Source organism: Janthinobacterium rivuli (genome assembly GCF_009208735.1).
Taxonomy (GTDB): domain Bacteria; phylum Pseudomonadota; class Gammaproteobacteria; order Burkholderiales; family Burkholderiaceae_D; genus Janthinobacterium.
Map to the genome: position 1 here is coordinate 190,116 of NZ_WFLJ01000004.1, position 25,717 is coordinate 215,832.

At 65.3% G+C, this 25,717-nt stretch carries 19 protein-coding genes; 9 read left to right on the plus strand and 10 right to left on the minus strand.

What is annotated here, in order from left to right; translation table 11 throughout:
• Nucleotides 1–19: 19 nt before the first annotated feature.
• Nucleotides 20–1,567, minus strand: a complete 1,548-nt coding sequence (gene glpD / locus GCN78_RS07010; RefSeq protein ID WP_193316640.1) for a glycerol-3-phosphate dehydrogenase — start codon at nt 1,565–1,567, stop codon at nt 20–22.
• A 226-nt stretch (nt 1,568–1,793) separates the two neighbouring features.
• Here glpD and GCN78_RS07015 point away from each other — a divergent pair, with 226 nt between their 5' ends.
• The 3 genes from GCN78_RS07015 (at nt 1,794) to GCN78_RS07025 (ending at nt 4,415) form a co-directional block, all read left to right on the plus strand.
• A complete protein-coding gene (locus GCN78_RS07015; protein WP_193316641.1) occupies nt 1,794–2,552 on the plus strand; it encodes a DeoR/GlpR family DNA-binding transcription regulator in 759 nt (252 codons plus the stop codon).
• A 356-nt stretch (nt 2,553–2,908) separates the two neighbouring features.
• Nucleotides 2,909–3,412, plus strand: coding sequence for a MarR family winged helix-turn-helix transcriptional regulator (locus GCN78_RS07020; RefSeq protein ID WP_152251054.1), 504 nt, complete (start codon nt 2,909–2,911; stop codon nt 3,410–3,412).
• Nucleotides 3,413–3,497: 85 nt separating this feature from the next.
• Entirely contained in the window at nt 3,498–4,415 is a 918-nt protein-coding gene (locus GCN78_RS07025) for a pyridoxal-phosphate dependent enzyme (protein WP_152251055.1), read from the plus strand.
• 3 nt (nt 4,416–4,418) lie between these two features.
• Here the strand turns inward: GCN78_RS07025 and GCN78_RS07030 are convergent, their stop codons facing one another.
• The 7 genes from GCN78_RS07030 to GCN78_RS07060 all read right to left on the minus strand — a co-directional run bounded on the left by GCN78_RS07030 (nt 4,419) and on the right by GCN78_RS07060 (nt 15,160).
• Complete coding sequence (locus tag GCN78_RS07030) at nt 4,419–6,419, minus strand: diguanylate cyclase domain-containing protein (RefSeq protein ID WP_193316642.1); 2,001 nt, start codon at nt 6,417–6,419, stop codon at nt 4,419–4,421.
• Nucleotides 6,420–6,438: 19 nt separating this feature from the next.
• A complete protein-coding gene (cysC, locus tag GCN78_RS07035) occupies nt 6,439–6,969 on the minus strand; it encodes an adenylyl-sulfate kinase (protein WP_152251057.1) in 531 nt (176 codons plus the stop codon).
• 62 nt (nt 6,970–7,031) lie between these two features.
• A complete protein-coding gene (locus tag GCN78_RS07040; RefSeq protein ID WP_152251058.1) occupies nt 7,032–9,701 on the minus strand; it encodes a nitrate reductase in 2,670 nt (889 codons plus the stop codon).
• An 11-nt stretch (nt 9,702–9,712) separates the two neighbouring features.
• A complete protein-coding gene (locus GCN78_RS07045; protein WP_413465200.1) occupies nt 9,713–10,915 on the minus strand; it encodes an NAD(P)/FAD-dependent oxidoreductase in 1,203 nt (400 codons plus the stop codon).
• Nucleotides 10,916–10,935: 20 nt separating this feature from the next.
• A complete protein-coding gene (nirD, locus tag GCN78_RS07050; protein ID WP_152251060.1) occupies nt 10,936–11,289 on the minus strand; it encodes a nitrite reductase small subunit NirD in 354 nt (117 codons plus the stop codon).
• A 12-nt stretch (nt 11,290–11,301) separates the two neighbouring features.
• A complete protein-coding gene (nirB, locus tag GCN78_RS07055; protein WP_152251061.1) occupies nt 11,302–13,854 on the minus strand; it encodes a nitrite reductase large subunit NirB in 2,553 nt (850 codons plus the stop codon).
• Nucleotides 13,855–13,864: 10 nt separating this feature from the next.
• On the minus strand, nt 13,865–15,160 hold the full coding sequence (locus GCN78_RS07060; protein WP_152251062.1) for an MFS transporter: 1,296 nt from the start codon (nt 15,158–15,160) through the stop codon (nt 13,865–13,867).
• A 394-nt stretch (nt 15,161–15,554) separates the two neighbouring features.
• Here GCN78_RS07060 and GCN78_RS07065 point away from each other — a divergent pair, with 394 nt between their 5' ends.
• On the plus strand, nt 15,555–17,210 hold the full coding sequence (locus GCN78_RS07065; protein ID WP_226939512.1) for a CehA/McbA family metallohydrolase domain-containing protein: 1,656 nt from the start codon (nt 15,555–15,557) through the stop codon (nt 17,208–17,210).
• Here the strand turns inward: GCN78_RS07065 and GCN78_RS07070 are convergent.
• Nucleotides 17,194–18,126, minus strand: a complete 933-nt coding sequence (locus tag GCN78_RS07070; RefSeq protein WP_152251064.1) for a LysR family transcriptional regulator — start codon at nt 18,124–18,126, stop codon at nt 17,194–17,196. The two genes, GCN78_RS07065 and GCN78_RS07070, sit on opposite strands and share 17 nt — an antisense overlap.
• 128 nt (nt 18,127–18,254) lie before the next feature.
• Between GCN78_RS07070 and GCN78_RS07075 the strand changes: the two genes are divergently transcribed.
• The 4 genes from GCN78_RS07075 to GCN78_RS07090 all read left to right on the plus strand — a co-directional run bounded on the left by GCN78_RS07075 (nt 18,255) and on the right by GCN78_RS07090 (nt 22,054).
• The gene (locus tag GCN78_RS07075) at nt 18,255–18,683 is read left to right on the plus strand and encodes a RidA family protein (RefSeq protein WP_152251153.1); all 429 of its coding nucleotides are present in this window, start codon (nt 18,255–18,257) and stop codon (nt 18,681–18,683) included.
• 129 nt (nt 18,684–18,812) lie between these two features.
• Nucleotides 18,813–19,448, plus strand: a complete 636-nt coding sequence (locus GCN78_RS07080) for a DUF4304 domain-containing protein (protein ID WP_152251065.1) — start codon at nt 18,813–18,815, stop codon at nt 19,446–19,448.
• A 12-nt stretch (nt 19,449–19,460) separates the two neighbouring features.
• The gene (locus GCN78_RS07085) at nt 19,461–19,763 is read left to right on the plus strand and encodes a hypothetical protein (protein ID WP_152251066.1); all 303 of its coding nucleotides are present in this window, start codon (nt 19,461–19,463) and stop codon (nt 19,761–19,763) included.
• Nucleotides 19,764–19,942: 179 nt separating this feature from the next.
• Nucleotides 19,943–22,054, plus strand: coding sequence for a prolyl oligopeptidase family serine peptidase (locus GCN78_RS07090; RefSeq protein WP_152251067.1), 2,112 nt, complete (start codon nt 19,943–19,945; stop codon nt 22,052–22,054).
• 14 nt (nt 22,055–22,068) lie between these two features.
• On the opposite strand, the gene GCN78_RS07095 is transcribed toward GCN78_RS07090, so the two are convergent.
• Nucleotides 22,069–22,692, minus strand: a complete 624-nt coding sequence (locus GCN78_RS07095; protein WP_152251068.1) for a glutathione S-transferase family protein — start codon at nt 22,690–22,692, stop codon at nt 22,069–22,071.
• Between the two features lie 253 nt (nt 22,693–22,945).
• Here GCN78_RS07095 and GCN78_RS07100 point away from each other — a divergent pair, with 253 nt between their 5' ends.
• Nucleotides 22,946–25,645, plus strand: a complete 2,700-nt coding sequence (locus GCN78_RS07100) for a M1 family metallopeptidase (RefSeq protein WP_152251069.1) — start codon at nt 22,946–22,948, stop codon at nt 25,643–25,645.
• Nucleotides 25,646–25,717 lie beyond the last annotated feature (72 nt).

The window sequence follows — 25,717 nt, forward strand, 5'->3', positions numbered from 1 at the left end:
GGTCGCTTACGTGTGCTGCTTACGGCAAAGGGTGCTGCTTAGACAAAGGGTGCTGCTTAGACAAAGGGTGCTGCAACAGCCAGGCGTCGAGCGTGTCCGCCGTTTCGCGCGACAGATGCAGGCCCAGCTTCGAGCGCCGCCACAGGATGTCGGCCGCGCTGACGGCCCATTCATGGCGCCGCACATAATCGACTTCCGTCGCGTACAGGCCGGCGGCGATTTCCTCGCCCATGGCCGCCACATCCGCCCTGCCGTCGAGCAGCTGGTGGATGCGCGTGCCGTAGGCGCGCGCATAGCGCGCCACCAGCGCCTCCGGCAGCCACGCATACTCGCGCTGCAAGCCTTGCACGAACTGGCCGAACTCGCGCACAGAGCGGTTCTGCGGCGTGCTGCCGAACACGTCGCCGCCGGGCAGGCAGGCGCTGGCTGTCCAGGCCGGCAGCGTATTGCCCAGCAAGGGCGCCAGCATGTCCATCGCCTCCTCGGCCAGCTTGCGGAAGGTGGTGATCTTGCCGCCGAAAACACTGAGCAGCGGCGCACCTTCCTGGTCCAGTTCGAAGCGGTAATCGCGCGTCACGGCCTTGGCGTCGGCCGCCGCGTCCTCCACCAGCGGACGCACGCCCGCATACGTCCAGACCACGTCGGCCGGCAGGATTGGCTTGCTGAAATAGTAACTGGAAAGCTCGCACAAGTAACGAATTTCCTCGTCATCGATTTCCACCTTGCCAGTGTCACCGTGATAGTCGAGATCGGTGGTGCCGATCAGGGTGAAATCGTGCTCATACGGAATGGCAAACACGATGCGCCCGTCAGGATGCTGGAAGATGTAGGCATGATCATGCGCAAACAGGCGCTTGACGACGATATGGCTGCCCTTGATCAGGCGCAAATGGCGGCCCTGTTCGCCGGGCGCCGCTTGCTGCAGGAACTCGGCCGTCCACGGCCCGGCCGCATTGACGACGCTGCGCGCGCGCACGGACAGCTCGCGCCCGTCGCCTTGCAGCAGAGTAGCCTGCCAGCCATTGCCGTCGCGCCGCAAGGCCGTGCAGCGCGTCTGCGTCAGGATGGTCGCGCCCTTCTCCGCCGCGTCGATGGCGTTCAGTACCACCAGGCGCGCATCGTCGACCCAGCCGTCGGAATATACGAAGCCCCGCTTGAACTCGGGTTTCAACGGTGTGCCGGCCACGTGGCGCGTCAAGTCGATGCCGCTGGAGGCAGGCAGGATTTCCCGCTTCGCCAGCATGTCGTAGAGGAACAGACCGGCGCGTATCAGCCAGGCCGGACGCTGGCCCTTGGCGTGCGGCATGACGAAGCGCAGCGGCCACATGATGTGCGGCGCCGAGCGCAGCAACACTTCGCGCTCGATCAGCGCCTTGCGCACGAGGCCGAACTCATAGTATTCGAGGTAGCGCAGGCCGCCGTGTATCAGCTTGGTCGATGCGGACGAGGTATGCGCGGCCAGGTCGTCCTTTTCGCACAGCAGCACCGACAAGCCACGTCCCGCCGCGTCGCGCGCGATGCCGGCGCCATTGATGCCGCCGCCGACCACCAGCACGTCGCATGCCATCGTTGTCTCCACACCTTGCTGTGCTGCGGCCATCGGGACTCCGTGTCTGTCGGGGAAAGGCCGGCGAGGAAAGACTAGGCATCGCCGGCGACTGTCGTTAAGATCAATACAGATGCATTTCGAATGCAATATGGATAAGATACGCCAGATTGCGAATCGATAGCAACATATTTTCAGTGTTATTTGTTCGTTTTTGTTCGTTTGTGATTTTTAAAGAGACAAAGCCATGATTTTGAATCCCCGCCAGCGCCGCCTGCTCGAAGTGGTGCGCCAGAAGGTCACCATGTCCGTCGAGGAGCTGGCCCAGCAGCTGGACGTGACGCCGCAAACCGTGCGCCGCGACGTCAAGCAGATGGAAGAAGCGCGCCTGCTGGCCCGCTATCACGGCGGGGTCGGCTTGCCCTCGTCCGTGGAAAACATCGATTACAGCCAGCGGCAGGTGTTCAACAGCGACGCCAAGCGGCGCATCGCGGCCGCCGTCGCCGCGCAGGTGCCGCACGGCTGTTCGTTATTGATCAATATCGGCACGACGACCGAGGAAGTGGCGCGCGCGCTGGGCCGGCACACGGGCTTGCACGTGGTGACGAACAACCTGAACGTGGCCGCCATCCTGGCCGACAACGCGGCCTGCGAAGTCATCGTGGCCGGCGGCGTGGTGCGCGGGCGCGACCGCGGCATCGTGGGCGAAGCCACCATCGACTTCATCCGCCAGTTCAAGGTCGACATCGGCATCATCGGCATTTCCAGCATCGACGAGGATGGCAGCCTGCGCGACTTCGACGCGCGCGAAGTGAAGGTGGCGCAAGCCATCATCGAGCAATCGCGCGAAGTATGGCTGGTGGCCGACCAGCATAAATTCGGCCGCAAGGCGCTGGTGCGCCTGGCCGACCTGGCGCAAGTGGACATCTTGTTTACGGATGCGCCGCCGCCGCCCCGCTTTGCCGAAGTATTGCGCGAAGCGGGCGTGAAGGTGGTGCTGGCCTGAGCGGACCATATTTCTTCATCAAAACCACGCACTGTCGCGTGGGCAATACGTCTTGTGTGGGCCAGCATACAGAATGATATGAAATATTTATCAATTCGGCAAAAATGCTGTTACCATTGAGGCAACATGAGTTATTTTTTTAATCTTCCTCTCTAGCAATACGATTATTTGCTTGATATTGCTTTTTTATATATCCAGAGCAAGGAAAAAGGAAAAACTCGTTGCCGGTAAGTGATTTCCTGTGAAAACAGTGTTAAAAATACCTCAAGCACGACGATTGTTCCCAAACAAACCACTCGACAGCAAGCGTGAAGGCCTTAACCATGCCGGCAACGCCGCCCAGTGAAGGAAGAGAAATGAGCCACAATTTTGAAACGGCCGCCCTGCCGCAAGCCGCCCCTCCGAACAGCGTCCCCGTCAGCGAACTGGAAGCCCATCTCGGTTACTGGCTGCGTTTCGTGTCCAACCATGTTTCCCACGGTTTCCAGAAAAAGGCCGAAGCCAATGGCGTGACGGTCTCCGAATGGGTGGTGCTGCGCGAAATGTTCCGCCTGGGCTGCACCTCGCCCACGGTGCTGGCGCAAGTGTCGGGCATGAGCAAGGGCGCCGTATCGAAACTGATCGACCGCCTGGAAAGCAAGGGCTTGGTCAGCAAGTCGATCCTGCTGGCCGACCGCCGCCAGCATTCGATCGAACTGACCACGGAAGGCGAGGCGCTGGTGCCCGTGCTGGCCGAGATGGCCGACCAGAACGACGAGGAATTCTTCGGCCAGCTGCCGCGCCAGCTGCGCGACGACCTGCTCGAAGCGATGAAGGAAGTGGCGCGCACGCATCAGCTCAAGAGCGCCCCGCTGAACTAGCAGTAGTAACCCATCCGGCAAGGGTGACACGCTGGCGCGGGCGCTTCGGCTATGATGCTGGCCTGACTGTTTACCAGGAACACGCATGGCCCTGCACATCGAAACTCCCTTGCTCAACTCGCGCGCCCTGAGCCTGCACAGCGAACGCGCCATCTGGCTCAAGCTCGAAGCCTTGCAGCCGCCCGGCTCATTCAAGATCCGCGGCATCGGCCTCGCCTGCGAAGAATACGCGCGGCGCGGCGCCAGCCGTTTCATCTCCTCTTCCGGCGGCAACGCCGGCATCGCCGTTGCCTATGCGGGACGCCAGCTGGGCATTCCCGTCATCGTCGTCGTGCCGGAAACGACCAGCGCGCGGGCCAAGGCCCTGATCGCGCAGGAAGGCGCCGAAGTCATCGTGCATGGCGCCGCCTGGCAGGAAGCGAACGCGCTGGCGCAGTCGATGCTCACGCCGCAAGACGCCTTTTTGCATCCGTTCGACGACCCGCTGCTGTGGCAAGGCCACGCCGGCATGATCGATGAAGTGGCCCGCGCGGGCCTGAAACCGGACGCCGTCGTGCTGTCGGTGGGCGGCGGCGGCCTGCTGGCCGGCGTGGCCGAAGGCTTGCAGCGCAACGGTTGGGATGACGTGGCCCTGGTGGCCGTGGAAACGCAAGGCGCCGCCTCGCTGGCGGCCGCCGTGGCCGCACGCGAACACGTGGCCCTGCCGGCCGTGACCAGCATCGCCACCTCGCTGGCCGCGCGCCAGGTGTGCGCGCAGGCGTTCGCCATCAGCCAGACGCGTTTGCTGCACAGCGTGGTGGTCTCGGACCGGGCGGCCGTCGACGCCTGCCAGCGGTTTATCACCGACCAGCGCCTGGTGGTGGAGCCGGCCTGCGGCGCGGCGCTGGCTGCCGTCTACGGCAAGGTGCCGGAACTGGCGCCCTACCGCAAGGTGCTCGTCATCGTCTGCGGCGGCGTGACGGCCACCACGCAGCAGCTCGACCACTGGAGCGCCACCCTGTAACACCTACGGCGCCGCCTCGAGCAGGGCCACGCCGTCGCGGCCCTGCCCCTTGGCGGCATACAGGGCCTGGTCGGCCAGGTCCAGCAACTGCGTCGGCGTCAGCGCGCCTTCGCGGAAGATGGCGATGCCGATGCTGGTCGTCACCGGCAGCGGGCCGCCGGCCAGCTCAAAGGGCTGGCGGATGGCATCGATGATCTTGGCGCCGACGTGGCGCACTTCGGCCGCGCCGTTCACGCCTTCGAGAATGATCACGAATTCATCGCCGGCCAGGCGCGCCACCAAATCGCTGGCGCGCACGCTGCGCACCAGGCGCGCGGCGAATTCCTTCAGCACCTCGTCGCCCGCCTTGTGTCCCAGGCTGTCGTTGATGGCCTTGAACCGGTCGATATCGAGATACGCCAGCGCCATCGGCGCGCGCGCTGCCCGCGTGCGCTGCATGCTTTGCGCCAATTGCTCGTCGAAGCGGCGACGGTTGGCGATGCCCGTCAGGGTGTCGGTGGCGGCGGCAAACTGCAGCGCCGTGTGCACGGCCTTGGTCTTGGTGATTTCGTGGATCAGGCCATACACGCCTTCCACCGCGCCGCTCTCGCCCACGTCGGGCACGTAGCTGGTCTGGAAGGCGCGCAGGCCGGCATCGCCCTCGCCGCCGATGGTAAATTCATATTCGACCTCTTCGCCCGAGAAGGCGCGCCGCAGGTACTCCTCGCGCAGCTGGTAGGCTTCCTCGCCCAGTACCTCGCGGATCGACTGCATCAAGCTTTCCTGCTGCGACCTGCCGAACCATTTTTCAAACGTGGCGTTGATGAACTGGTAGCGGTGCTCGCGGTCGATGTAGACGATCACCACGGGCACATGGTCCGTCAGCAGCTTCAAGCGCCGCTCGCTGTCGCGCGTCTGCGCCTCGGCGATCTCGCGCTCGGCCACGAGCGAATAGAAATCGCGGCTCAAGTCGCCGATCTCGTCGCGCCGCTCGATTTGCAGCGCCTCGATGCCCAGGCGCTGGCGGCGGATCTGGTGCACCTGGCGGCGCAAGCGCTCCAAAGGCTGCAACAGGCGCAGCACCACGCGCCAGCCGGCCAGGCCCGCCAGCGCCGCCAGCAGCACGGCGGCCAGCAGGATCTTGCTGCGGATGGCGTGCAACGGCGCGAACGCGTCGTTGATCGGATACACGGACGCCAGTATCCAGCCCGTCGAAGCGATGCGGTGGTAGGCGAACAGGGCATCGACGCCATGCGTGGTGGTGCCCGTCAGCCAGCCCTCGAAACCCTGCATGGCGCGCCGCGTGGGCACGCTGAGGGGACCATGGGCTTCGATATGCTGCATGATGCGCGACTTGTCGGGATGCTCGACGATCACGCCTGCGCTGGTCATGATGTACAGGTAGCCGCCCGGGCCCGGCTTGAGCGCGCCGAGACGGCCCAGGAAATCGGGCTGGCGCAGGTTCACGCTGGCCGCCAGCACATAGCGCACGCCGCCGTGCGCGTCGAACACGGGCTGCGTCACCACGACGATGGGCATGCCGGAAATGCTGCCGTTGAGCGGCGCGGAAATCACCGAACGGCGGGTCTTCAGCGTCTGTTCAAAGTAGGGCCGGCCCCTGACGTTCAGCCCCGCCTGCGGCTTGAAGGGACTCACGCTGGCCAGGAGCCGGCCGTCGGCGCCCACCACGCCGGCCGAATAAAACTCCTTGCCCAGCACCGTTTGCGCGGCCAGGAAGCGCTGCAGGCTGGCCTCGTCGTGCGTGCCGCTTGCCGCCAGGCTGTCCGCCATCGCGCGCAGCACATTGCGCTTCGCGTCGAGTTCTTCATCGATGAAGACGGCGGCGCTGGCCAGCGATACGTACTGCTGGCGCCCCGTCACGTCGCGCATGCCGCGCTCGGCCACGGCCAGGGTGGCCAGCGCCAGCGAGGCGACCGCGCCCAGCACGAGCAAGAAGACGACCACGCTCATGCGCGCCTTCAGGCTGGCGGGCAAGCGCCGGCGCAGCCACTGACGCAAGGTCATACGCATCGCCTCCACACCGTCACTGCCGCTGCTGCAAATGTCGGCACAGGCGCTCGACCGATTCTTCCAGCGTCAGGGCGCCCGTATCGAGGGTCAGCGCGGCCGCCAGCGGCGCCTCATACGGCGCGGAAACGCCCGTGAATTGCGCCAGATGCCCGGCACGCGCCTTTTCATACAGGCCCTTGACGTCGCGCGCCTCGCACACGGCCAGCGGGGTGCTGACATGGACTTCGATGAAATGCGCCGTGCCGATGATGGCGGCGGCCATGGCCCGGTCGGCACGGCTGGGGGAAATGAAGGCGGCGATGACGGTCAAGCCCGCACCATTCATCAGGCGCGCCACTTCGGCCACGCGGCGGATGTTTTCATGCCGGTCTTCGGGCGTAAACCCCAGATCGCGGTTCAAGCCATGGCGCAGCTGGTCGCCGTCGAGCATCGCCACGGCGCGGCCCTGCGCCTTCAGCGCCTGCACCAGTGACAAGGCGATACTGGTCTTGCCGGCGCCGCTCAAGCCCGTCAGCCAGACCGTCGGGTGTTGCACTTCTATCATCACACTTCCTCTCTGTTATAGAGCCGGCAATATAACAAAGCCGCGCGGGAAAGGACAGATTTTCAGGCCGCGCTGCGCGCCTCAAGCAGCAACTGTCGTATCTCCGGTACGCAGGAGCCGCAATTGCCGCCCGCCTTGACGCAGGCCGTTACCTGCGCCGTGGTGCTCAAGCCCTGCTCGCGGATGGCCGCGCAAATGGTGTTGCGCCCCACGCCAAAGCATGAGCACACGGTGGGACCGGCGTCCATGCCCTTGCCGATGGGCTGGCCCAGCAGCACGCCGGCGCGGTCGGCCGCATCGAGCTGGGCGTGCTCGAACAGGCCGGCCAGCCAGCTGCGCGACGGCAGGTCGGGCCGCGGCGAGACATACACGCATTGCGCGATGCGCCCCTCGTCCAGGTGCACAGCGCGGTACACGCCGGCGCTGGCGTCCGCATAATCGAGCCAGTCGGCGTCGTCATCCGTGACACCTAGCAGCGCGCGCGCCCAGGCGCCGAAATCCTCGATGCGCTGGCGGCCCGCCAGTTCATAGCGCAGGAACTGCTCGCCCTGGATGCGCGTCCAGTGCGCCACGCCGTCCAGCTGCAAGGGCGTGCGGCTCAGGACAAACGCATGCCAGTGCACGCGGAACTGCTCGATGCGCACGGGTGTGTGCTTGAATTCGGGCTCGCCCGAGACGGGGTCGACGGCCGGATTGACGACGGCGCCCACGCGCGCGTCGGAGGCGTTCGCGTCGCTCCAGTGGATCGGCACGAAGATCTGGCCGCGCGCGATGCCGCCGCCATGCACGACGCGCGCCACCATCGCGCCCCAGGCGCTGGAGACGCGCGCCAGCTCGCCTTCGCGCACGCTGTACAGCAGCGCGTCCTGCGGGTGGATGTCGATGAACGCTTCAGCGACGTGGCCCGACAGCTTCGCCGCCTTGCCCGTGCGCGTCATCGTGTGCCACTGGTCGCGCACCCGGCCCGTGTTCAGGATCAGCGGATAGTCTTCGTCGGGCCGGTTGCGCGGCGCGCGCGGCGCCGTGGGAATGAAACGCGCGCGACCATCCGCATGCGCGAAGCGGCCGTCGCCGAACAGCCTCGCCTGACCCTGCGGCCACTGCTGCGGCGCCAGCGCGTCGTACTGCGCCGCATCCATGCCCGCCAGGTGGCCCAGCTTGAACAGGCGCTGGGTGATCCCTTCGTTACGGAAGGCGGACAGGCGCGCGTGTTCGTCGAAGATGGCCTGCGGCGAAGTAAAATCGAAGCCGGCATGGCCCATGCGCCGCGCCACGTCGCACAGCACCTCCCAGTCGGCGCGCGCTTCCCCGGGCGCCGGCAAGAACGCGCGCTGGCGCGAGATGCGCCGCTCCGAGTTCGTCACCGTGCCATCCTTTTCGCCCCAGCCCAGGGCCGGCAGCAGCACGTCGGCATGCGCGTTCGTGTCCGACCGCGTACTGATGTCCGACACCACCACCAGCTCGCATTTTTCGAGCGCGCGGCGCACCTGGTCGGCGTCCGGCATGCTCACCAGCGGATTGGTGGCGATGATCCACACGGCTTTCACCTTGCCCGCCTCGATGGCGTGAAACAGGTCCACCGCCTTCAGGCCAGGTTTGCTGGCCATGCGCGGCGCATCCCAGAACGTTTGCACGGCCTCGCGGTGCGCCGCTTTGTCGAGGTCGAGGTGCGCCGCCAGCATGTTGGCCAGGCCGCCCACTTCGCGCCCGCCCATGGCGTTCGGCTGGCCCGTGAGGGAAAACGGCCCCATGCCGGGCTGGCCGATGCGCCCCGTCGCCAGATGGCAGTTGATGATGCTGTTGACCTTGTCCGTGCCGGAGGATGACTGGTTCACGCCCTGCGAAAAGGCGGTGACGACCTTGCGCGTGGCGGCAAACGCCTGGTAAAACGCCAGCAGGGCTTGCGGGTCGACCTTGCAGATGGCCGCCACCTGCAAGGGGTCGCCGCAATCGATGTGCGCCGCCGCCAGCGCTTCATCGAGTCCCGCACTGTGCTGCGTGACGAAAGCGTCATTGACCACGCCTTCGCGTGCCAGGTAACACAGCAAGCCGTTGAACAGCCACACGTCGGTGCCCGGTTTGACGGGCAGGTGCAGGTCGGCCAGCTCGCAGGTGGCCGTGCGGCGCGGGTCGATCACCACCAGTTTCATGTGCGGCCGGCTTTCCTTGATACGTGTAATGCGCTGGAACAGGATCGGGTGGCACCAGGCCGTGTTCGAGCCCACCAGCACCACCATGTCGGCCAGTTCCAGGTCTTCATAGCAGCCCGGCACGATATCTTCGCCGAACGCGCGCTTGTGGCCGGCCACGGCCGACGACATGCACAGGCGCGAATTGGTGTCGATATTCGCGCTGCCCACGTAGCCCTTCATGAATTTGTTGGCCACATAATAGTCTTCCGTCAGCAGCTGGCCCGAGACATACAGGGCGACGGCGTCGGCGCCGTGCTCGTCGATGATGGCGCGCAAGCCGCCGGCCACCCGGTCCAGCGCCACATCCCAGGAAGCGCGCCGCAGGACGCCGTCGACGCGCACCTGCGGCTGCAGCAAACGGTTCTCCAGGTCCAGGGTGTCGCCCAGGGCCGAGCCTTTCACGCACAGGCGGCCCTGGTTGGCCGGATGGCTGCTATCGCCGGCGATGCGGATGGCGCCATCGGGCAGGCGCGTCGCTTCCACGCCGCAGCCGACGCCGCAGTACGGGCAAGTGGTTTTTACGGGCGTGCAGCTTGTCATGGAATGTCCTGTCAGGCGGCCTGGGCGCACAGCGCCTGGCCAAACAATAAATGGGCGCGCAGCTTGCTGATGTCGCGGCGCTGCTGGATCAGGTCGAAGTACCAGGGGCCGTCCTGCACGTCGCCGTACAGCACGGCGCCGGCCAGGCGGTTGCCCTGCACCACCAGGCGCTTGTAGACGCCACGGCGCGGATCGCGCAGCACCAGGTCTTCGCTGCCCTCGCCGCCGAGGATGTCGCCGGCCGAATACAGGTCAATGCCCGTCACCTTCAATTTGGTGGCGCTGGCCTGCTGCACATAGCGGCGGTGTCCCGCGCCGGCCAGGTGCGCGCCGCACACGCGCGCCTGCTCCCAGATGGGCGCGACCAGGCCGAAGGTGGCGCGGCGGTGCTGCACGCATTCGCCCACCGCGTACACGCGCGGGTCATAGCTTTGCAGGCAGTCGTCGACGACGATGGCCCGTTCGCAGTGCAGGCCGGCCGCCTGCGCCAGGGCGATGTTGGGGCGCACCCCGGCCGTCATCACCACCAGGTCGGCGGGGATGCTGCTGCCGTCCGCAAACCGCACGCCTTCCACGCGCGAGGCGCCCGTGATTTCGGCGGTCTGCGCGTGCATCAGGAAACGCAGGCCACGCGCTTCCAGCGCCGTTTTCAGCAGCATCGATGCGGGTGCGTCCAGCTGCTGGTTCATCAGGGCGCCGCTCATGTGCACCACGGTGACGTCCATGCCCTGGCGCTGCAAGCCGTTGGCCGCTTCCAGCCCCAGCAAGCCGCCGCCGATGACCACCGCGTGGCGGTGCGTGCGCGCCGCCTGCAGCATGGTGTCGACGTCGGCGATATCGCGAAAACCGATCACGCCGGGCAGCGCGTGGCCCGGCACGGGCACGATGAAGGGCGTGGAACCGGTGGCCAGCAGCAGGCGGTCGTAACGCACCTCGATGCCCGACAGCGCTTGCACCGTGCGCGCCTGGCGGTCGATGCGCACCACGGGGTCGCCCGCGTGCAGGGTGATGCCGTGCTGCGCATACCAGTCGCGCGTGTGCAGCATGATGTCGTCCACCGACTTTTCGCCGGCCAGCACGGGCGACAGCAGGATGCGGTTGTAATTGCCGTGCGGCTCGGCGCCGAACACGGTGATGTCGTACAGGTCCGGCGCGAGTTTCAACAGTTCCTCGACCGTGCGCATGCCGGCCATGCCGTTGCCGACTACGACCAAAGAAGGACGCCGGGGCGGGTTCACAGGGCCACCCACACCATGTCGGCAAACACGCGCGCCGGCCAGGCGGCGACCGAGTGTTCTGGCGCTTCGATGCACTCGCCGCTGGCCAAATCGAAGTGCTGCTTGTAGATCGGCGACGCCACCACGACGCGCTCGCCGATGCTGCCCACGAGGCCACGCGACAGTACGGAAGCGCCCGCGTTCGGGTCGATATTGTCGATGGCGTACACGCGCGGCGCGACGTCGCCGACGCGGAAGACGGCCACGTGGCGCCCACCCAGCAACGCGCACACGCCCGTGTCGGGCACGATGTCCATCAAGGGACAGATGGCCACCCAGTTGTCGGCGGTGGCGCCGGAAAGTTCATTCATCGCATTCATGGCTCAAGCCTCCACGGCAAGGATGGGGATCACGGTGCCGCGGCGTTCATCTGGCGTGGCGGGCCGGATCTGGCCCCGCTCTTCCACGAACACCACGTTTTCATCGTTTTTCTCGCTGTTGACGAAATGGCGGAAGCGCTGGCGCACGGCGGGGTTGGACACGGCTTCCTGCCACTCGCAGGCATAGGTGTCGACCACGTGCTGCATGTCCGCTTCCAGCTCGTGGGCGATGCCCAGGCTGTCGTCGATGATGACGCGCTTGAGGTAATCGAGGCCGCCTTCCAGGTTGTCGCGCCACACGCTGGTGCGCTGCAGGCGGTCCGCCGTGCGCACGTAAAACATCAGGAAGCGGTCGACATAGCGCACCAGGGTCGCTTCATCGAGATCGGAGGCGATCAGTTCCGCGTGGCGCGGCTTCATGCCGCCATTGCCGCACACGTACAGGTTCCAGCCCTTTTCCGTGGCGATCAGGCCGATGTCCTTGCCCTGCGCCTCGGCGCATTCGCGCGTGCAGCCGGAGACGCCGAACTTGATCTTGTGCGGCGTGCGCAAGCCCTTGTAGCGGTTTTCCAGCTGGATCGCAAAACCCACGCTGTCGGCCACGCCATAGCGGCACCAGGTGGAGCCGACGCACGATTTCACCGTGCGCAGCGACTTGCCGTAGGCGTGCCCCGATTCGAAGCCGGCCGCGATCAATTCTTCCCAGATGGCCGGCAACTGGTCGACGCGCGCGCCGAACAGGTCGACCCGCTGGCCGCCCGTGATTTTCGTGTAGAGACCGTATTTTTTCGCCACCATGCCCACGGCGATCAAGCCGTCGGCCGTCACTTCGCCGCCCGGCATGCGCGGCACGACGGAGTAGGTGCCATCCTTCTGGATATTGCCGAGGAAGTAATCGTTACTGTCCTGCAGGCTGGCGTGCACGGGAGAGAGCACGAAATCGTTCCAGCAAGACGCGAGGATATTCGCCGCCACGGGCTTGCACACGTCGCACCCCAAACCCTGGCCATGCGCGGACAGGAGCGCGCCGAAGCTGCGGATCTTGCCGACACGGACCAGGTGGTGCAATTCCTGGCGCGAGTACGCAAAGTGCTCGCACACGTGGTTGTTGACGGCCAGGCCCTGCTTCTGCATTTCCGCCTTCATGATCTGCGTCACCAGCGGCACGCAGCCGCCACAGGCGGTGCCGGCTTTCGTGCAGGATTTTAGTGCGCCGATGGTCGTGGCGCCCTCGGCGACGGCCGCGCACAGCGCACCCTTCGACACGTCGTTGCACGAGCAGATTTGCGCCGAGTCGGGCAAGGCGTCCACGCCCAGGCCCACCTTTTGCTGGCCGTCCGCCTGCGGCAGGATCAGGAATTCGGGAGATGCCGGCAGCTCGATTTTATTGAGCATCATCTGCAGCAAGGTGCCGTATTCGCTGGCGTCGCCCACCATCACGCCGCCCAGCAGGTATTTGCCGCAATCGGAGACGACGATCTTCTTGTAGATCTGCTTGCGCTCGTCCATGAACTGGTAGGAGCGGCTGCCCGGCGCATTGCCGTGCGGGTCGCCCAGGCTGGCCACGTCCACGCCCATCAGTTTGAGCTTGGTGCTCATGTCGGCGCCCTTGAACGCCGCTTCGCCCTCTTCCTGCAGCACGTGACGCGCGCAAATGCGCGCCATTTCATAGCCGGGCGCCACCAGGCCAAACACCAGGCCGCCCCACAGCGCGCATTCGCCGATGGCGTAGATGTCCGGGTCGGACGTGACGCAGCTGTCGTCGATGGCGATGCCGCCCCGTGGCCCCACCTCCAGGCCGCAGGCACGCGCCAGCTCGTCGCGCGGGCGGATGCCGGCCGAGAAGACGATCATGTCCGCTTCCAGGTGGCTGCCGTCGGCAAACTGCATGCGGTGCGTGGCCGCTTCGCCGTCGACGATGGCCAGGGTGTTCTTTTGCGTGTGCACGGTCACGCCCAGTTCCTCGATCTTGCGGCGCAGGACGCGCGCGCCGCCCTCGTCGACCTGCACGGCCATCAGGCGCGGCGCGAATTCCACCACGTGGGTGTCGAGCTTCAAGTCGCGCAAGGCCTTCGCGCATTCGAGGCCCAGCAATCCCCCGCCAATCACCACGCCCGTGGTGGACTTGGCGCCCCAGGCCAGCATGGCTTCCAGGTCTTCGATGGTGCGGTAGACGAAGCAGCCGTCGCGCTCCTTGCCCGGCAGCGGCGGCACGAACGGTGTCGAGCCGGTGGCGAACACCAGCTTGTCGTAGGCCAGCACTTCGCCCGTGCTGGCCGTCACGGTCTTCGCCGCGCGGTCGATCGACACGGCGCGCGCATTGAGCTTCAGCACGACGTTGCCCTTGTCGAAAAAGCCGGGCGCCACCAGCGACAGGTCCTCGGCCGATTTGCCGCTGAAAAATTCCGACAGGTGCACCCTGTCGTAGGCGGGGCGCGGCTCTTCGCACAGCACGGTGACGTGCAGGTGCGGCGCGTTTTCCAGGGCCAGGCGTTCGAGGAATTTATGCCCGACCATGCCATGGCCAAGGACGACGATGTTCAAGGGGTGGTTCATTGCTGTCTCCTCAGGCCGCGGCCATGTTCGGTTCGGCCGCTACACGGGTAAAACGCACGGCGATGGCGCACAGGGCCGAGATCACCACCAGCGCGCTCAAGATGATCAGGGTCTGGCGGATATCGCCCGTGCCCTTCATCAGGAAGCCGGCCGCCACGGCGCCCACGTTGCCGCCCGCGCCGATGATGCCGGCCACGCCGCCCAGCGCGCGGCTGTCGATGAAAGGCACCAGCGCGTAGGTGGCGCCGCACGCCATGTGGGTGAACAGGCCGAAGACCAGCATGGCGATGACGGCGTACGTGACGCTGTCGACCTTGGCAAACCACAGCAGGCCCACGCCTTCGCCGATCATCAGCATGAACAGCAGGGTCACGCGGCTGTTCAGGTTGCCGCGCAGGGCCAACTTGTCGGACATCCAGCCGCCCAAAGCACGGGCAAACAGGGCCAGCAAGCCGAAGCTGCCGGCGGCCAGGCCGGCCGATTTCAGGGACAGGCCGAAATGGTCGACGTAGTACACGGCGGCGATGTTATGGATGAAGATTTCGATGCCGAAGCAGGCGCCGTAGGTGACGAACAGCAGCCACACGCGATAATTGCTGCTGGCAGCCTTGAAGCTGTCCCAGCCCCCCTTCTTGCCACCCTCGATAGGCACGCCAGCGGCGCGCAGGTCCGAGTAATTACCTTCCGGGCAATCCTGCGTATAGCGCCAGTACAGGGCGGCCATGACCAGCATCAGCACGCCCGGTACCAGCAGCGCGATGCGCCAGCCCAGCGATTCGGACACGCCCAGCATCAGCACGGCACCGAGCAGCAAGGGCATCAGCGCCTGCGCCGCGCCGCCGCCCGCATTGCCCCAGCCGGCTGCCGCCGCATTCGCCGTCCCCACTACGCGGGGCGCGAACATCACGGAGGTGTGATATTGCGTGATGACAAAGCTGGCGCCGACGGCGCCGATGCCCAGGCGGAAGAATAGAAAGCTTTCATAGCTTTGCGAAGCGGCCACGCCCAGCACGGGAATGGCGCCCAGCAGCAGCAAGCCCGTGTAGGTCTTGCGCGGGCCGTAGCGGTCGCACAAGGGCCCGACGATCAGGCGCACGAGGATGGTGATGGCGACGGCCGCGATATTGATGTTGGCCACTTGCGCCAGGGACAGGCCGAACTCGCCCTTGATGACGGGCATCAGCGGTGCGCAGGCGAACCAGGCGAAGAAACACACGAAAAATGCCATCCACGTCAGGTGGAATGCGCGCATGGGCGGCGTGGCGAGGGAGAAGAGCGCGATGCGCGTTGCTTTTTGGCTGGCCATGATAGGTTCCCGAAATATCCCGTTGATAAAACAAAACGGCGCCCGCCCCCGCCGATGAGAAAAATCAGCCTGGGCGGACGCCGTTGTCCATGTGGTCCGTCGTTGGACCGTTGTGCGTTTATTCAGGGGATCGCCGTTGATCCGTATCTCTTGTGTAGCAAGCGCCGTGCCAGCTTTCCCAGGGGCGCGCGGCACCATGCGCACTGGCTTTGCGCCAGATCATGGCCAATCACGGTGCAAGCACGCCACTTGCTGGTGCATGCGGGAACCATCACGTGGCAACTCTTGTCTAAACCACCATCTGCAGCAGTCGCGGGAGGCCTCGATGGTCAAAACACTGCGCCGCCGATTGAGGTCACTGCGGTGGCCATGGCTGGCTGGATTGTGCGCCGGCGTGTTGCTTTTTACGTGGAGCAACACTGCCGCCGCGCAAGCGACGAAGCAGCCGAAGGAGCATAGCGAGCTCGACGCCACCGTCGTCGCGCCCTTTCACGCCGCGCGCGGCGAGCGGGTCACGCAGTCGCGCACCTCGCAGTCCCGTACATTTATCGTGCAACTCGCCTATCCCGACGAGGGCCGCGCGCATGCCGTGCACTGGACCTTGACACTGTCCGGCCCCGGCCCGCAAGGGGCCGTGCTGCGGCGCTGGTCGGGTACGCAACAGGTGGGCGCCGGCGGCCAGAGCGTGACTTTGCCCTGGGATGGCCGCGCCGACGCCGATGCGCGCGAACGGCGCGTGCCGGTCCCGGACGGTGTATATGAACTGCGCCTGCTGGCCGTGGCCGATGCCGGCACGCCGCAGGAAGCGCAGGTGGAACAGCAATGGCACATCCAGGTGCAGCGGGGCGCCCGCGCGGCGCCCACGGTGCCCGCCTTCCAGGCCGGCTTGCGGCAACTGCGCGGCCTGGACGGCCAGCCCGGCTACAGCATCGTCTACGCCAACCTGCACAGCCAGACACGCCACAGCGACGGTGGCGCGCCGCTCGATGCCTGCCATGGCGCGCAAGACCCGCAAACGGCGCCCTACGGCCCCATCGATGCCTACAAATATGCGCAGCAGCACGGGCTCGACGCCCTGCTGGCGTCCGAACACAACCATATGTATGACGGTTCCGACGGCACGAATGGCGCGGCCATCCCTGCCGAAGCGATAGCCCTGTATCAGACCGGGCTGGCTGAAGCGGCCGCGTACACGGCCGCCCATCCGGGCTTCCTGGCCTTGTACGGCATGGAATGGGGCGTCATCAACAAGGGCGGCCATCTAACTATCTTCAATAGCGAGCAGTTGCTGGGCTGGGAAAGAAATGCCCAGGGCGAGCTGCTGGCCGAGGTCGAGACGCCGAAGGGCGACTACGCGGGCCTGTACGCGCTGATGCGCGAACGGGGCTGGCTTGGCCAGTTCAACCACCCTGCCTATGCGGGCCAGTTTCTCGTCAACGGCCAGCCGCTGGGCTACACGCCGGACGGCGACGCGGCCATGGTGCTGTGCGAAGTGATGAACACGTCCGCGTTTTCCACGAACGACCAGGAAACGGAGACGCGGCGCAGCAATTACGAGGCGGCTTGCAACCGCGCCCTGGCGGCCGGATACCACGTGGCCTTCAGCAGCAACCAGGACAACCATTGCGCCAACTGGGGCGCGGCCTACGGCAACCGCACGGCCGTGCTGGTGGCCAGCCCCGCCGCCGGCATGCCCGTTTCCCGCGACGGCTTCCTCGAAGCGCTGCGCGCGCGCCGCGTGTTTGCCACCATGGACAAGCACGCGCAGCTGCTGTTCACGGCCAATGGCAAGTTGATGGGCGAGCGTTTCGACAACCACGGCCCGCTGCAGCTGGCCACCCATTTCAGCAACAGCGCAGGGCGGCAGGCGGCGGCCATCGCCATCTTCCACGGCGTGCCAGGAAGCAATGGCTCCGTCACGCAGCTATCGGACCAGGCCGAGCTCACCCTCACGCCCGCGCCCGGCCCCCATTTCTACTATGTGCGCCTGACGCAGGACGATGGCAATATCGTCTGGTCGGCGCCCGTGTGGGTCAATCAGTTGCCGTGATGCTGGCAGGGCGAGTGGAACCCTGGTCCATCAGTTTGACGACCCAGTCAATGAAGACGCGCAGTTTCTTGCTGACATGGCGGTTCGGCGGATAGGCGAGATAGAGCGGCATGGCGTCGACCGTCCATGCGGGGAACAGCGGCAGCAGCTCGCCCCTGGCCACGTGCGGCCGCGCCATGTAGTCGGGCAGCCACAGCACGCCCAGCCCCGCCACCCCGGCCGCCAGATAGGCGTTGCCATCGTCGATCGACAGCACGTACTGGCCATGGATCTTCACGCTCTTGCCCTCGCGGTGCATCACGTACGGAAAGCCGTTGCCGCTGCTGGCCCAGCGAAAGCGCACGATGCGGTGCGCGCTGTCCTGCAAGTCCAGCGGATGCAAGGGCGTGCCCACCCGCTGCAGATAGGCCGGCGCCGCATACACGCCCAGCGGCAAGTCGGCGAGCTTGCGCGCCATCAGCGACTGGTCGGTGATGGCACCGCCGCGTATCACGCAATCGACATTCTCGCCGATCACGTCGACCATGCGATCGCTGGCACCCATGTCGAGCACGATATCGGGATACCGCGCATGGAACCCGGGCAGCGCCGGCACCAGCAGCAAAGCGGCGAGCGGACTGGGCACGTCCACTCGCAACTGGCCCCGCGGCAAGGCGGCGGCGTGCGGCAAGCTCGTTTCGATTTCTTCCAGGGTGTCGAGCACCTGCACGATGCGCTCGTAGTAGGCGGCGCCATCGGCCGTCACATTGACCTTGCGCGTGGTGCGGTTCAGCAGCTTCAGTCGCAGCCGCGCCTCGAGCTGCTGCACCAGCTGCGTCACCGTGGTGCGGCTCATGTGCAAGGTCGCGGCCGCCCGCGTAAAACTGCCCGTCTCGACCACCCGCACGAAAACCTTCATCGCATCAAACCTGTCCATCCACACCTCCGCCATTCGATTGTTTGGATTATACAAACAGTGCAGGCGATTCTGGCCGCTTTATCAGCTGGCTGGCAGCAGATAAAGTGTTCTCCAGGCAGCAACTTCGCTGCATCAACAAAGGAAAGCTGATGAAACGCGACGTGGTATTCCCTCCGGGCCGCCAAGCCCTGTATGAACAGAACCGCTATTCCCCGGCCGTGCGCGCCAACGGCCTGCTGTTTGTGTCGGGACAGGTCGGCAGCCGCGAAGACGGCACGCCCGAACCCGGGCTCGACGCCCAGGTCCGGCGTGCGTTCGACAACCTGAACGCCATCTTGCAAGCGGCCGGCTGCTCGTTCGACGATGTGCAGGACGTGACCATCTTTATCGTCGACCCGCAGGCCAACTTCCAGCGCATCTGGGATATCGTGCAGGCCGGGTACTGGGGCCAGGCGCCGCACCCGACGGTGACGGCCGTGGGCGTGACGTGGCTGTATGGTTTCCAGTTCGAGATCAAGGTGGTGGCCAAGCTGCCTGGCCACCACGCAGACCCTGGAAGCGTGCAGGAAAAATAGCGGCAGGTTGTCCCTCGCACGATTGCCCGCCGCAAGGTGCGCTGGCACTGATCTGTGGCAACATGGCAGCGCCGTTTGGACAGCATGTTGACAGCAAGGCGGCGCAAGCAACCCATACCAGGAAACGTAATGAAGCCAAAAGCGCTGATCATCGCCCATATTGAAGCGTTCTTGCTGGAGCCGCTGAGCGCAGCAGGCTTCAAGTTCTCGCCAAGCCAGCTAACTTTCAAGCGCACGCAGAACGAATTCGTCCAGGCCATCCATTTCCAGGCCAACCGCCATAACGAAGAGCATCTCTGCGTGGCATTCTGGAGCCACTATCAGGTTTCGTCCAGATCCTATACATCGTGGCACAAGGCGCGTTACGCTCACGAACCTGCCAACAATATCGTTGGTGATGTGGCCGACTGGAATATCAGAAACTGGCAATTCCCTGTCATCGATGGCAAGGAGGACAAGGAACACCAGCTCGTCGATCCGTCCCATCGGACAACAGTCATGGCCTGCCTGCGGGACAATCTGCTGGAGTTGGCCATTCCCTGGCTCGACCAACGGTCCAACTGGGAAAATGCGGCCCTGGCCCTGGTCGAAGCGCAAGGCTCGCATGCCAGGGCCTGCGATTTTTATCTGATGGCGGGCAAACAGGAAAAAGCCTTGTGGGCACTGCACGAGGGCCTTGCCTATTGGAAGAAAAATCCCGACGCCTCTTTTCCGCAAGACAAAGAAGAGATCATTTTGCGGATGGAGAAATACTTCAATGCTTGAACACGCTATGCCATGACCGAGATGGACGCGCTGTGTCAGGACGTCGATGTGGATGGAACAAGCTATCTGGCAGTCAGGCAACTGGAAGGCTTTGCCCAGGCCCTGGCGCAAGCGGCGGGAACAGGCTCAAAGCAGGCAGCACCGTTCAGCCCTGCCGAGCTGGCGGCTTGCCTGTCCATCGGCGAGGAAAATACGCGCATCCTGTTCATCGACAGCCGCGACAACGAGGCATTGTGGATTTATCACCCAGACGGCGGCGATGTCGACAAGACACGGCTCACCGTGACTTCTCTGATTGGGCCTTGCGCCCCCTGAAGGGCGCATCACGCCGCAGATTCTGCGGCCTGCTTCCGTTCCAGCAAACAATATTGGAAAAGTAATTATTTTTTAAAGTAGTCGCCCATAGACACTGGTTCCCCACAGCAATCCATGGCACCATGGCTGCGCCGTTTTGCCTGCAACGCGGCTTCCATCGGACCAACCAGGAACCTTACATGTCGTCATATCGCATTCTCGCCAGCAGCATGCTGCTCGGCCTGGCCGCAGCGGGCATCGCCCACGCGCAAGCTCCCTCCCCCGCCGCTTCCACTACGCCGGCCGATCCCCACTTGTGGCTGGAAGAAGTCCTCGGCGACAAGCCGCTGGACTGGGTCAAACAGCACAATGCCGTCACCACCAGGGAACTGGAAGCCCAGCCCGGCTTTTCCGCCCTGCAGGCGCGCCTGAAAACCATCCTCAATTCCAAGGAACGCATTCCCTACGTCAGCAAGGAAGGCGAGTATTACTACAACTTCTGGCGCGACGCTCAGCACGTGCGCGGCATCTGGCGCCGCACCACGCTGGCGCAGTACCAGCTGGCCGAACCCGCGTGGGAAACCGTGATCGACCTCGACCAACTGGCCGCCGGCGAACATGAAAACTGGGTCTGGGGCGGCGCCTCCTGCCTGTATCCGAAGGGCGAACGCTGCCTCATTTCCCTGTCGCGCGGCGGCGGCGACGCCAAGGTGGTGCGCGAGTACGACGTGGCCAAACGCGCCTTCGTCGACGGCGGCTTCACCCTGCCCGAAGCGAAGGGCAGCGCCAGCTGGATCGACCAGGACACCTTGTTCGTCTCCACCGATTTCGGCCCCGGCTCGATGACCAGCTCGGGCTACCCGCGCATCATCAAACAGTGGCAGCGCGGCACGCCGCTGGCGCAGGCGCAAACGCTGTACGAAGCCAAGCCCGACGACCTGAGCGCCAGCGCCTACAAGGACTTCACGCCCGGCTACGAGCATCAATTTGTCGAGCGGCAGATCGATTTCTACAGCGGCGAAACCTTCCTGCGCGACGGCGCCGAGTTGAAGAAGGTGCCGAAACCGGACGACGCGACGGCCTTCACCGTGCGCGACCAGTTGATCATCACCCTGCGCTCGGACTGGAAAGTCAACGGCAAGACCTATCTGCAAGGCTCATTGCTGGCGACGGATTTCAAGGCCTTCATGCAGGGCAAGCAGGAACTGGAAGTGCTGTACGCGCCGACGGCCACGTCGTCGCTGGACAATGTCACGGCGACGAAATCGGCCATCCTCGTGACGACCCTGGACAAGGTCAAGAACCGCCTGACGGAACTACGCCACGTGAACGGCAAGTGGCAGCGCCGCGCCGTCGATGCGCCCAAACTGGGCACCCTGGCCGTCAGCGCGCTCGATCCCGTCGACTCGGACCAGTACTTCCTGACCGTGACCGACTTCCTCAACCCGACCACCCTGTACCTGGCCACGGCGCAAAGCGACAAGCGGACAAAGATCAAGTCGCTACCCGCCTACTATGACGCGGCGCCGTACAAGGTGGAGCAGTTCGAAGCGACGTCGAAGGATGGCACCAAGGTGCCGTATTTCGCCATCATGGGCAAGAAGACGAAGTTCGACGGTAGCAACCCCACCGTGCTGTATGGCTATGGCGGCTTCGAAGTATCGCTGAAGCCAAGCTACAGTGGCACCACGGGCGTGGCGTGGCTGGAAAAAGGCGGCGTGTATGTGCTGGCGAATATCCGCGGCGGCGGCGAATTCGGCCCCCGCTGGCACCAGGCGGCATTGAAGGAAAACCGCCAGCGCGCGTATGACGATTTCATCTCCGTGGCGCAGGATTTGATCAAGCGCAAGGTCACCAGCCCGCGCCACCTGGGCATCATGGGCGGCAGCAATGGCGGCCTGCTGACGGGCGCCGTGCTGGTGCAGCGTCCCGACCTGTTCAACGCCGTCGTCAGCCAGGTGCCGCTGCTCGACATGCGCCGCTATAACAAGATGCTGGCGGGCGCTTCGTGGATGGGAGAATATGGCGACCCGGACGTGGCGGAACAATGGGCCTACATCAGCAAGTACTCGCCGTACCAGAACGTCTTCAAGGACAAGAAATATCCGCGCGTGCTGTTTACCACCTCGACGCGCGACGACCGGGTCCACCCCGGCCATGCGCGCAAGATGGTGGCCAAGATGGAAGAGCAAGGCCACGACGTGCTGTACTGGGAAAACACGGAAGGCGGCCATGCGGGCGCGGCCAACAACGACCAGCAGGCGCTGATGTGGGCGCTGACCTACACCTTCCTGCTGGAGCAGCTGAAGTAAGGCGGTGGCAGTCCCTACTTCGCCTGCGCGCTGGGGCGTTCGGCGATGCGGTCGCGGTAGGCCTGCAGGTGCTGCAAGCCTTCCGCGCCGGGCCGGTACTTCATCAGGCCGCGCGCGAATTCCAGCGCACAGAAAGCCGTGATGTCGGCGATCGTAAACCGTTCGCCGGCGATGTAGGGCTGCTGCGCCAGCACCTGGTCCAGCCACTGCGCCGTCTCGCGCAGCTTGCCCGCCTGCGCCGTGGCGAAGTCGGGAAACTGCGGGTTTTCCAGCGCCACCAGGGCCGGATGGCCGTGGCGCACCCAGTTGGCGGCCGCGCTGAACAGATGCAGTTCCACGCGGCGGTCGGCCATTTCGATGAAGGCGCGCTCTTCGAAACCTTCGCCCATCAGGTTCGGCTGCGGCTGCAAGCCTTCCAGGTAAGTGCAGATGGCGCGCGTCTCGGTCAGCACGCGCCCGTCGTCCAGCTCCAGCACGGGCACGCGACCCAGCGGGTTCTTGGCCAGGAAGGCGGGATCGCGGTGCTGGCCCGCCATCAGGTCGAGCGCCACTTCCTCGATGCCGGTGATGCCCTTCTCGGCGATGAACATGGTGACGCGGCGTGGATTGGGCGTGCGGGGGCTGATAGTCAGTTTCATGTGCGTAGGTCTCGTCTCGTTATAGGGTGGACAATCGGCTGCGGGACCGGCCTGTGGCAGGACAGTCAAGCCCTCATCATACCAGCGCACCGTCATGGTGCGGCGCCCCTGGCGCGTTGACTTCGCCCCCGTTTCGCCTTAGATTGCTGTACGGGAACGCTGGCCGCCAGTTCCAGCGATGTCCCCCAACCGCCATCAACGCTCGCAGCCTACCCGGCTGGCGGGCGTTTTACTCATGAACGAAGGGCATACCATGCATCGCACACCGACTCCGCGCTTCCGGCGCAGCCAACTGGCCGCCGCCGTCCTGGCACTGGCTTCCATCACCGCAGCCCATGCGGGCAACGCCGCTCCCGCCGCCAGGTACGTCTCGGCCAGCCATGCACCCAGCACCACCACACAGCTGCCGCGCGGCGTCACGCCTCTGCACTATATTGTGTCGATCAAGCCGGATGCCGCGGCCGCCACTTTCAAGGGCGAGGCAGCCATCAAGGTGGCCGTCGACACACCGACCGCCAGCATCACCTTCAATGCCTTGAACCTGGCATTTTCCGCCGCCGCCATCGAAGGCCAGGGCGGCAGCAAGCAGGTGACGCGCAAGATCGAGTTCGATGCGGACAAGCAGACGGCCACCGTGCACTTTGCCGAGCCACTGGCCAAGGGCGAGTACCTGTTGCGCATCGATTACACCGGCAAGATCGGCACACAGGCCACGGGCCTGTTCTCGCTCGACTACGACACGCCGCAAGGGCGCCAGCGCGCGCTGTACACGCAGTTCGAAAATTCCGATGCGCGCAGCATGCTGCCGTCGTGGGATGAACCGGACTACAAGGCCACCTTTGCGCTGGACGTGGTCGTGCCGAGCAACCAGATGGCCGTCGGCAACATGCCGATTGCCCGTAGCGAGGAGATGGGCTATGGCATGAAGCACGTGTACTTCGCCACCACGCCGCGCATGTCGACGTATCTGCTGTTCTTCGGCCTGGGCGACTTCGAGCGGGCGACAAAGATGGCCGATGGCACGGAGATCGGCGTCATCACCAAGCGCGGCGCGCTGGCGCAAAGCCGCTTCGCGCTCGACGAGTCAGCCGCCCTGCTGCGCGAATACAACGATTATTTCGGTGTGCGCTACCCGTTGCCCAAGCTCGACAACATCGCCGCGCCGGGCCGCAGCCAGTTCTTCGGCGCCATGGAAAACTGGGGCGCCGTGTTCACTTTCGAATACGGCCTGCTGCTCGACCCGGCCATCTCGACCCAGGCCGACAAGGAAAACATCTATACCACCCTGTCGCATGAAATGGCGCACCAGTGGTTCGGCGACCTGGTCACCATGCGCTGGTGGGACGACCTGTGGCTCAACGAGGGCTTTGCGTCGTGGATGGAAAGCCGCACCACGGAGCGTTTGCACCCGGAATGGAACACGGCCCTGTCCAGCGTGGGCGGGCGCGAATCGGCGATGAGCCAGGACGCGCTGCGCACCACGCATCCGGTGGTGCAACGCATCGCCACCGTGGAACAGGCCAGCCAGGCCTTCGACGGCATCACCTATCAAAAAGGCGAAGCGGTGATCCGCATGCTCGAAGCGTACGTGGGCGCCGACACGTGGCGCACGGCCGTGCGCAGCTACATGCGCAAGCATGCGTATGGCAATACGGTATCCAACGACCTGTGGCGCGAAGTCGACGCGGCCGCCGGCAAGCCTGTCAGCGCCATCGCCCATGATTTCACCCTGCAGCCGGGCGTGCCGATGATCACGGTGGGCGACGCCGTGTGCAGGAAGGGCCGCACGCGCGTGACCCTGACGCAGACGGAGTTTTCCAAGGACCAGCCGGACAAGAAACCGCTGTCCTGGAAAGTGCCGGTGATCGCTTCGACGGTCGGCAACGGCAAGCTGGCCAAGGTGGTGCTCAAGAATGGCAAGGCCACCCTGAACGTGCCTGGCTGCGGCGCCCTGCTGGTCAATGCGGGCCAGAGCGGCTACTACCGCACCCTGTACGCGCCGGCCAACACGCGCGCGCTGGCGGGCAGCTTCGCGCGCCTGGCGCCGATCGACCAACTGGGCTTGCTGGCGGACAGCCAGTCGCTGGGCATGGCGGGCTTGCAAGACCCGGCCGCCTTCCTGGAGCTGGTGAAAGCCACGCCGCTGTCGGCCGACCCGCAAGTGCTGGGCCGGGTGGCCGGCGCGATGGGCGGCCTGTACGAACAGTACGCCGGCGATGCCGTGCGCCAGCAGGCTTTCGGCCGCTTCGCCATGGCTCGCCTGGCGCCGATGATGGCGCAGACGGGCTGGGAGGCGCGCTCGGGCGAAGCGTCCAGCGTGGCGACCCTGCGCGGCCAGCTGATCGCCATCCTCGGCGACATGGGCGAGCCCGGCGTGATCGCTGAAGCGCGTCGCCGCTACGCGGCCAGCGAGCAGGCCGGCGAGCAGGCCGCCATGCCCGCGCCGCTGCGCCGCACCATCCTGGGCGTCGTGGCGCAGCATGCGGACGCCGCCACCTGGGAGCAATTGCACGCCAAGGCGCAGCGGGAAAAGACGCCGCTGGTCAAGAACCAGCTGTACGACTTGCTGGCCTCGACCGACGATGCGGCCCTGGCGCAGCGCGCGCTGGCGCTGGCGCTGACGGATGAACCGGGCGTGACCAACAGCCCGGCCATGATCTCGCGCGTGTCGCGCAGGCATCCGGAACTGGCCTTCGACTTCGCGCTGGCGCACCTGGAGCAAGTCAATGCGCGCATCGACGCCAGTTCGCGCAGCCGCTACTTCCCGCGCCTGGCGGCCGGTTCGGCGCAGCCGGAGATGATCGCCAAGCTGGAAGCGTATGCGCAAGCGAACCTGCCGGCCAGCGCGCGCGGCGACGCCGACAGTTCCGTGGCGGGCATCAAGTACCGCATCAAGGTGCGCGCCGAACGGCTGCCTGCCGTCGATGCGTGGCTGGCCAAGCAAACGGGCTAAGCGCCCGCGCCCGGCGTCGCGCTACGGCGGCGCCGGGCATTTAGCTGCCCTGGACGAAAATCCGGGCAAAAA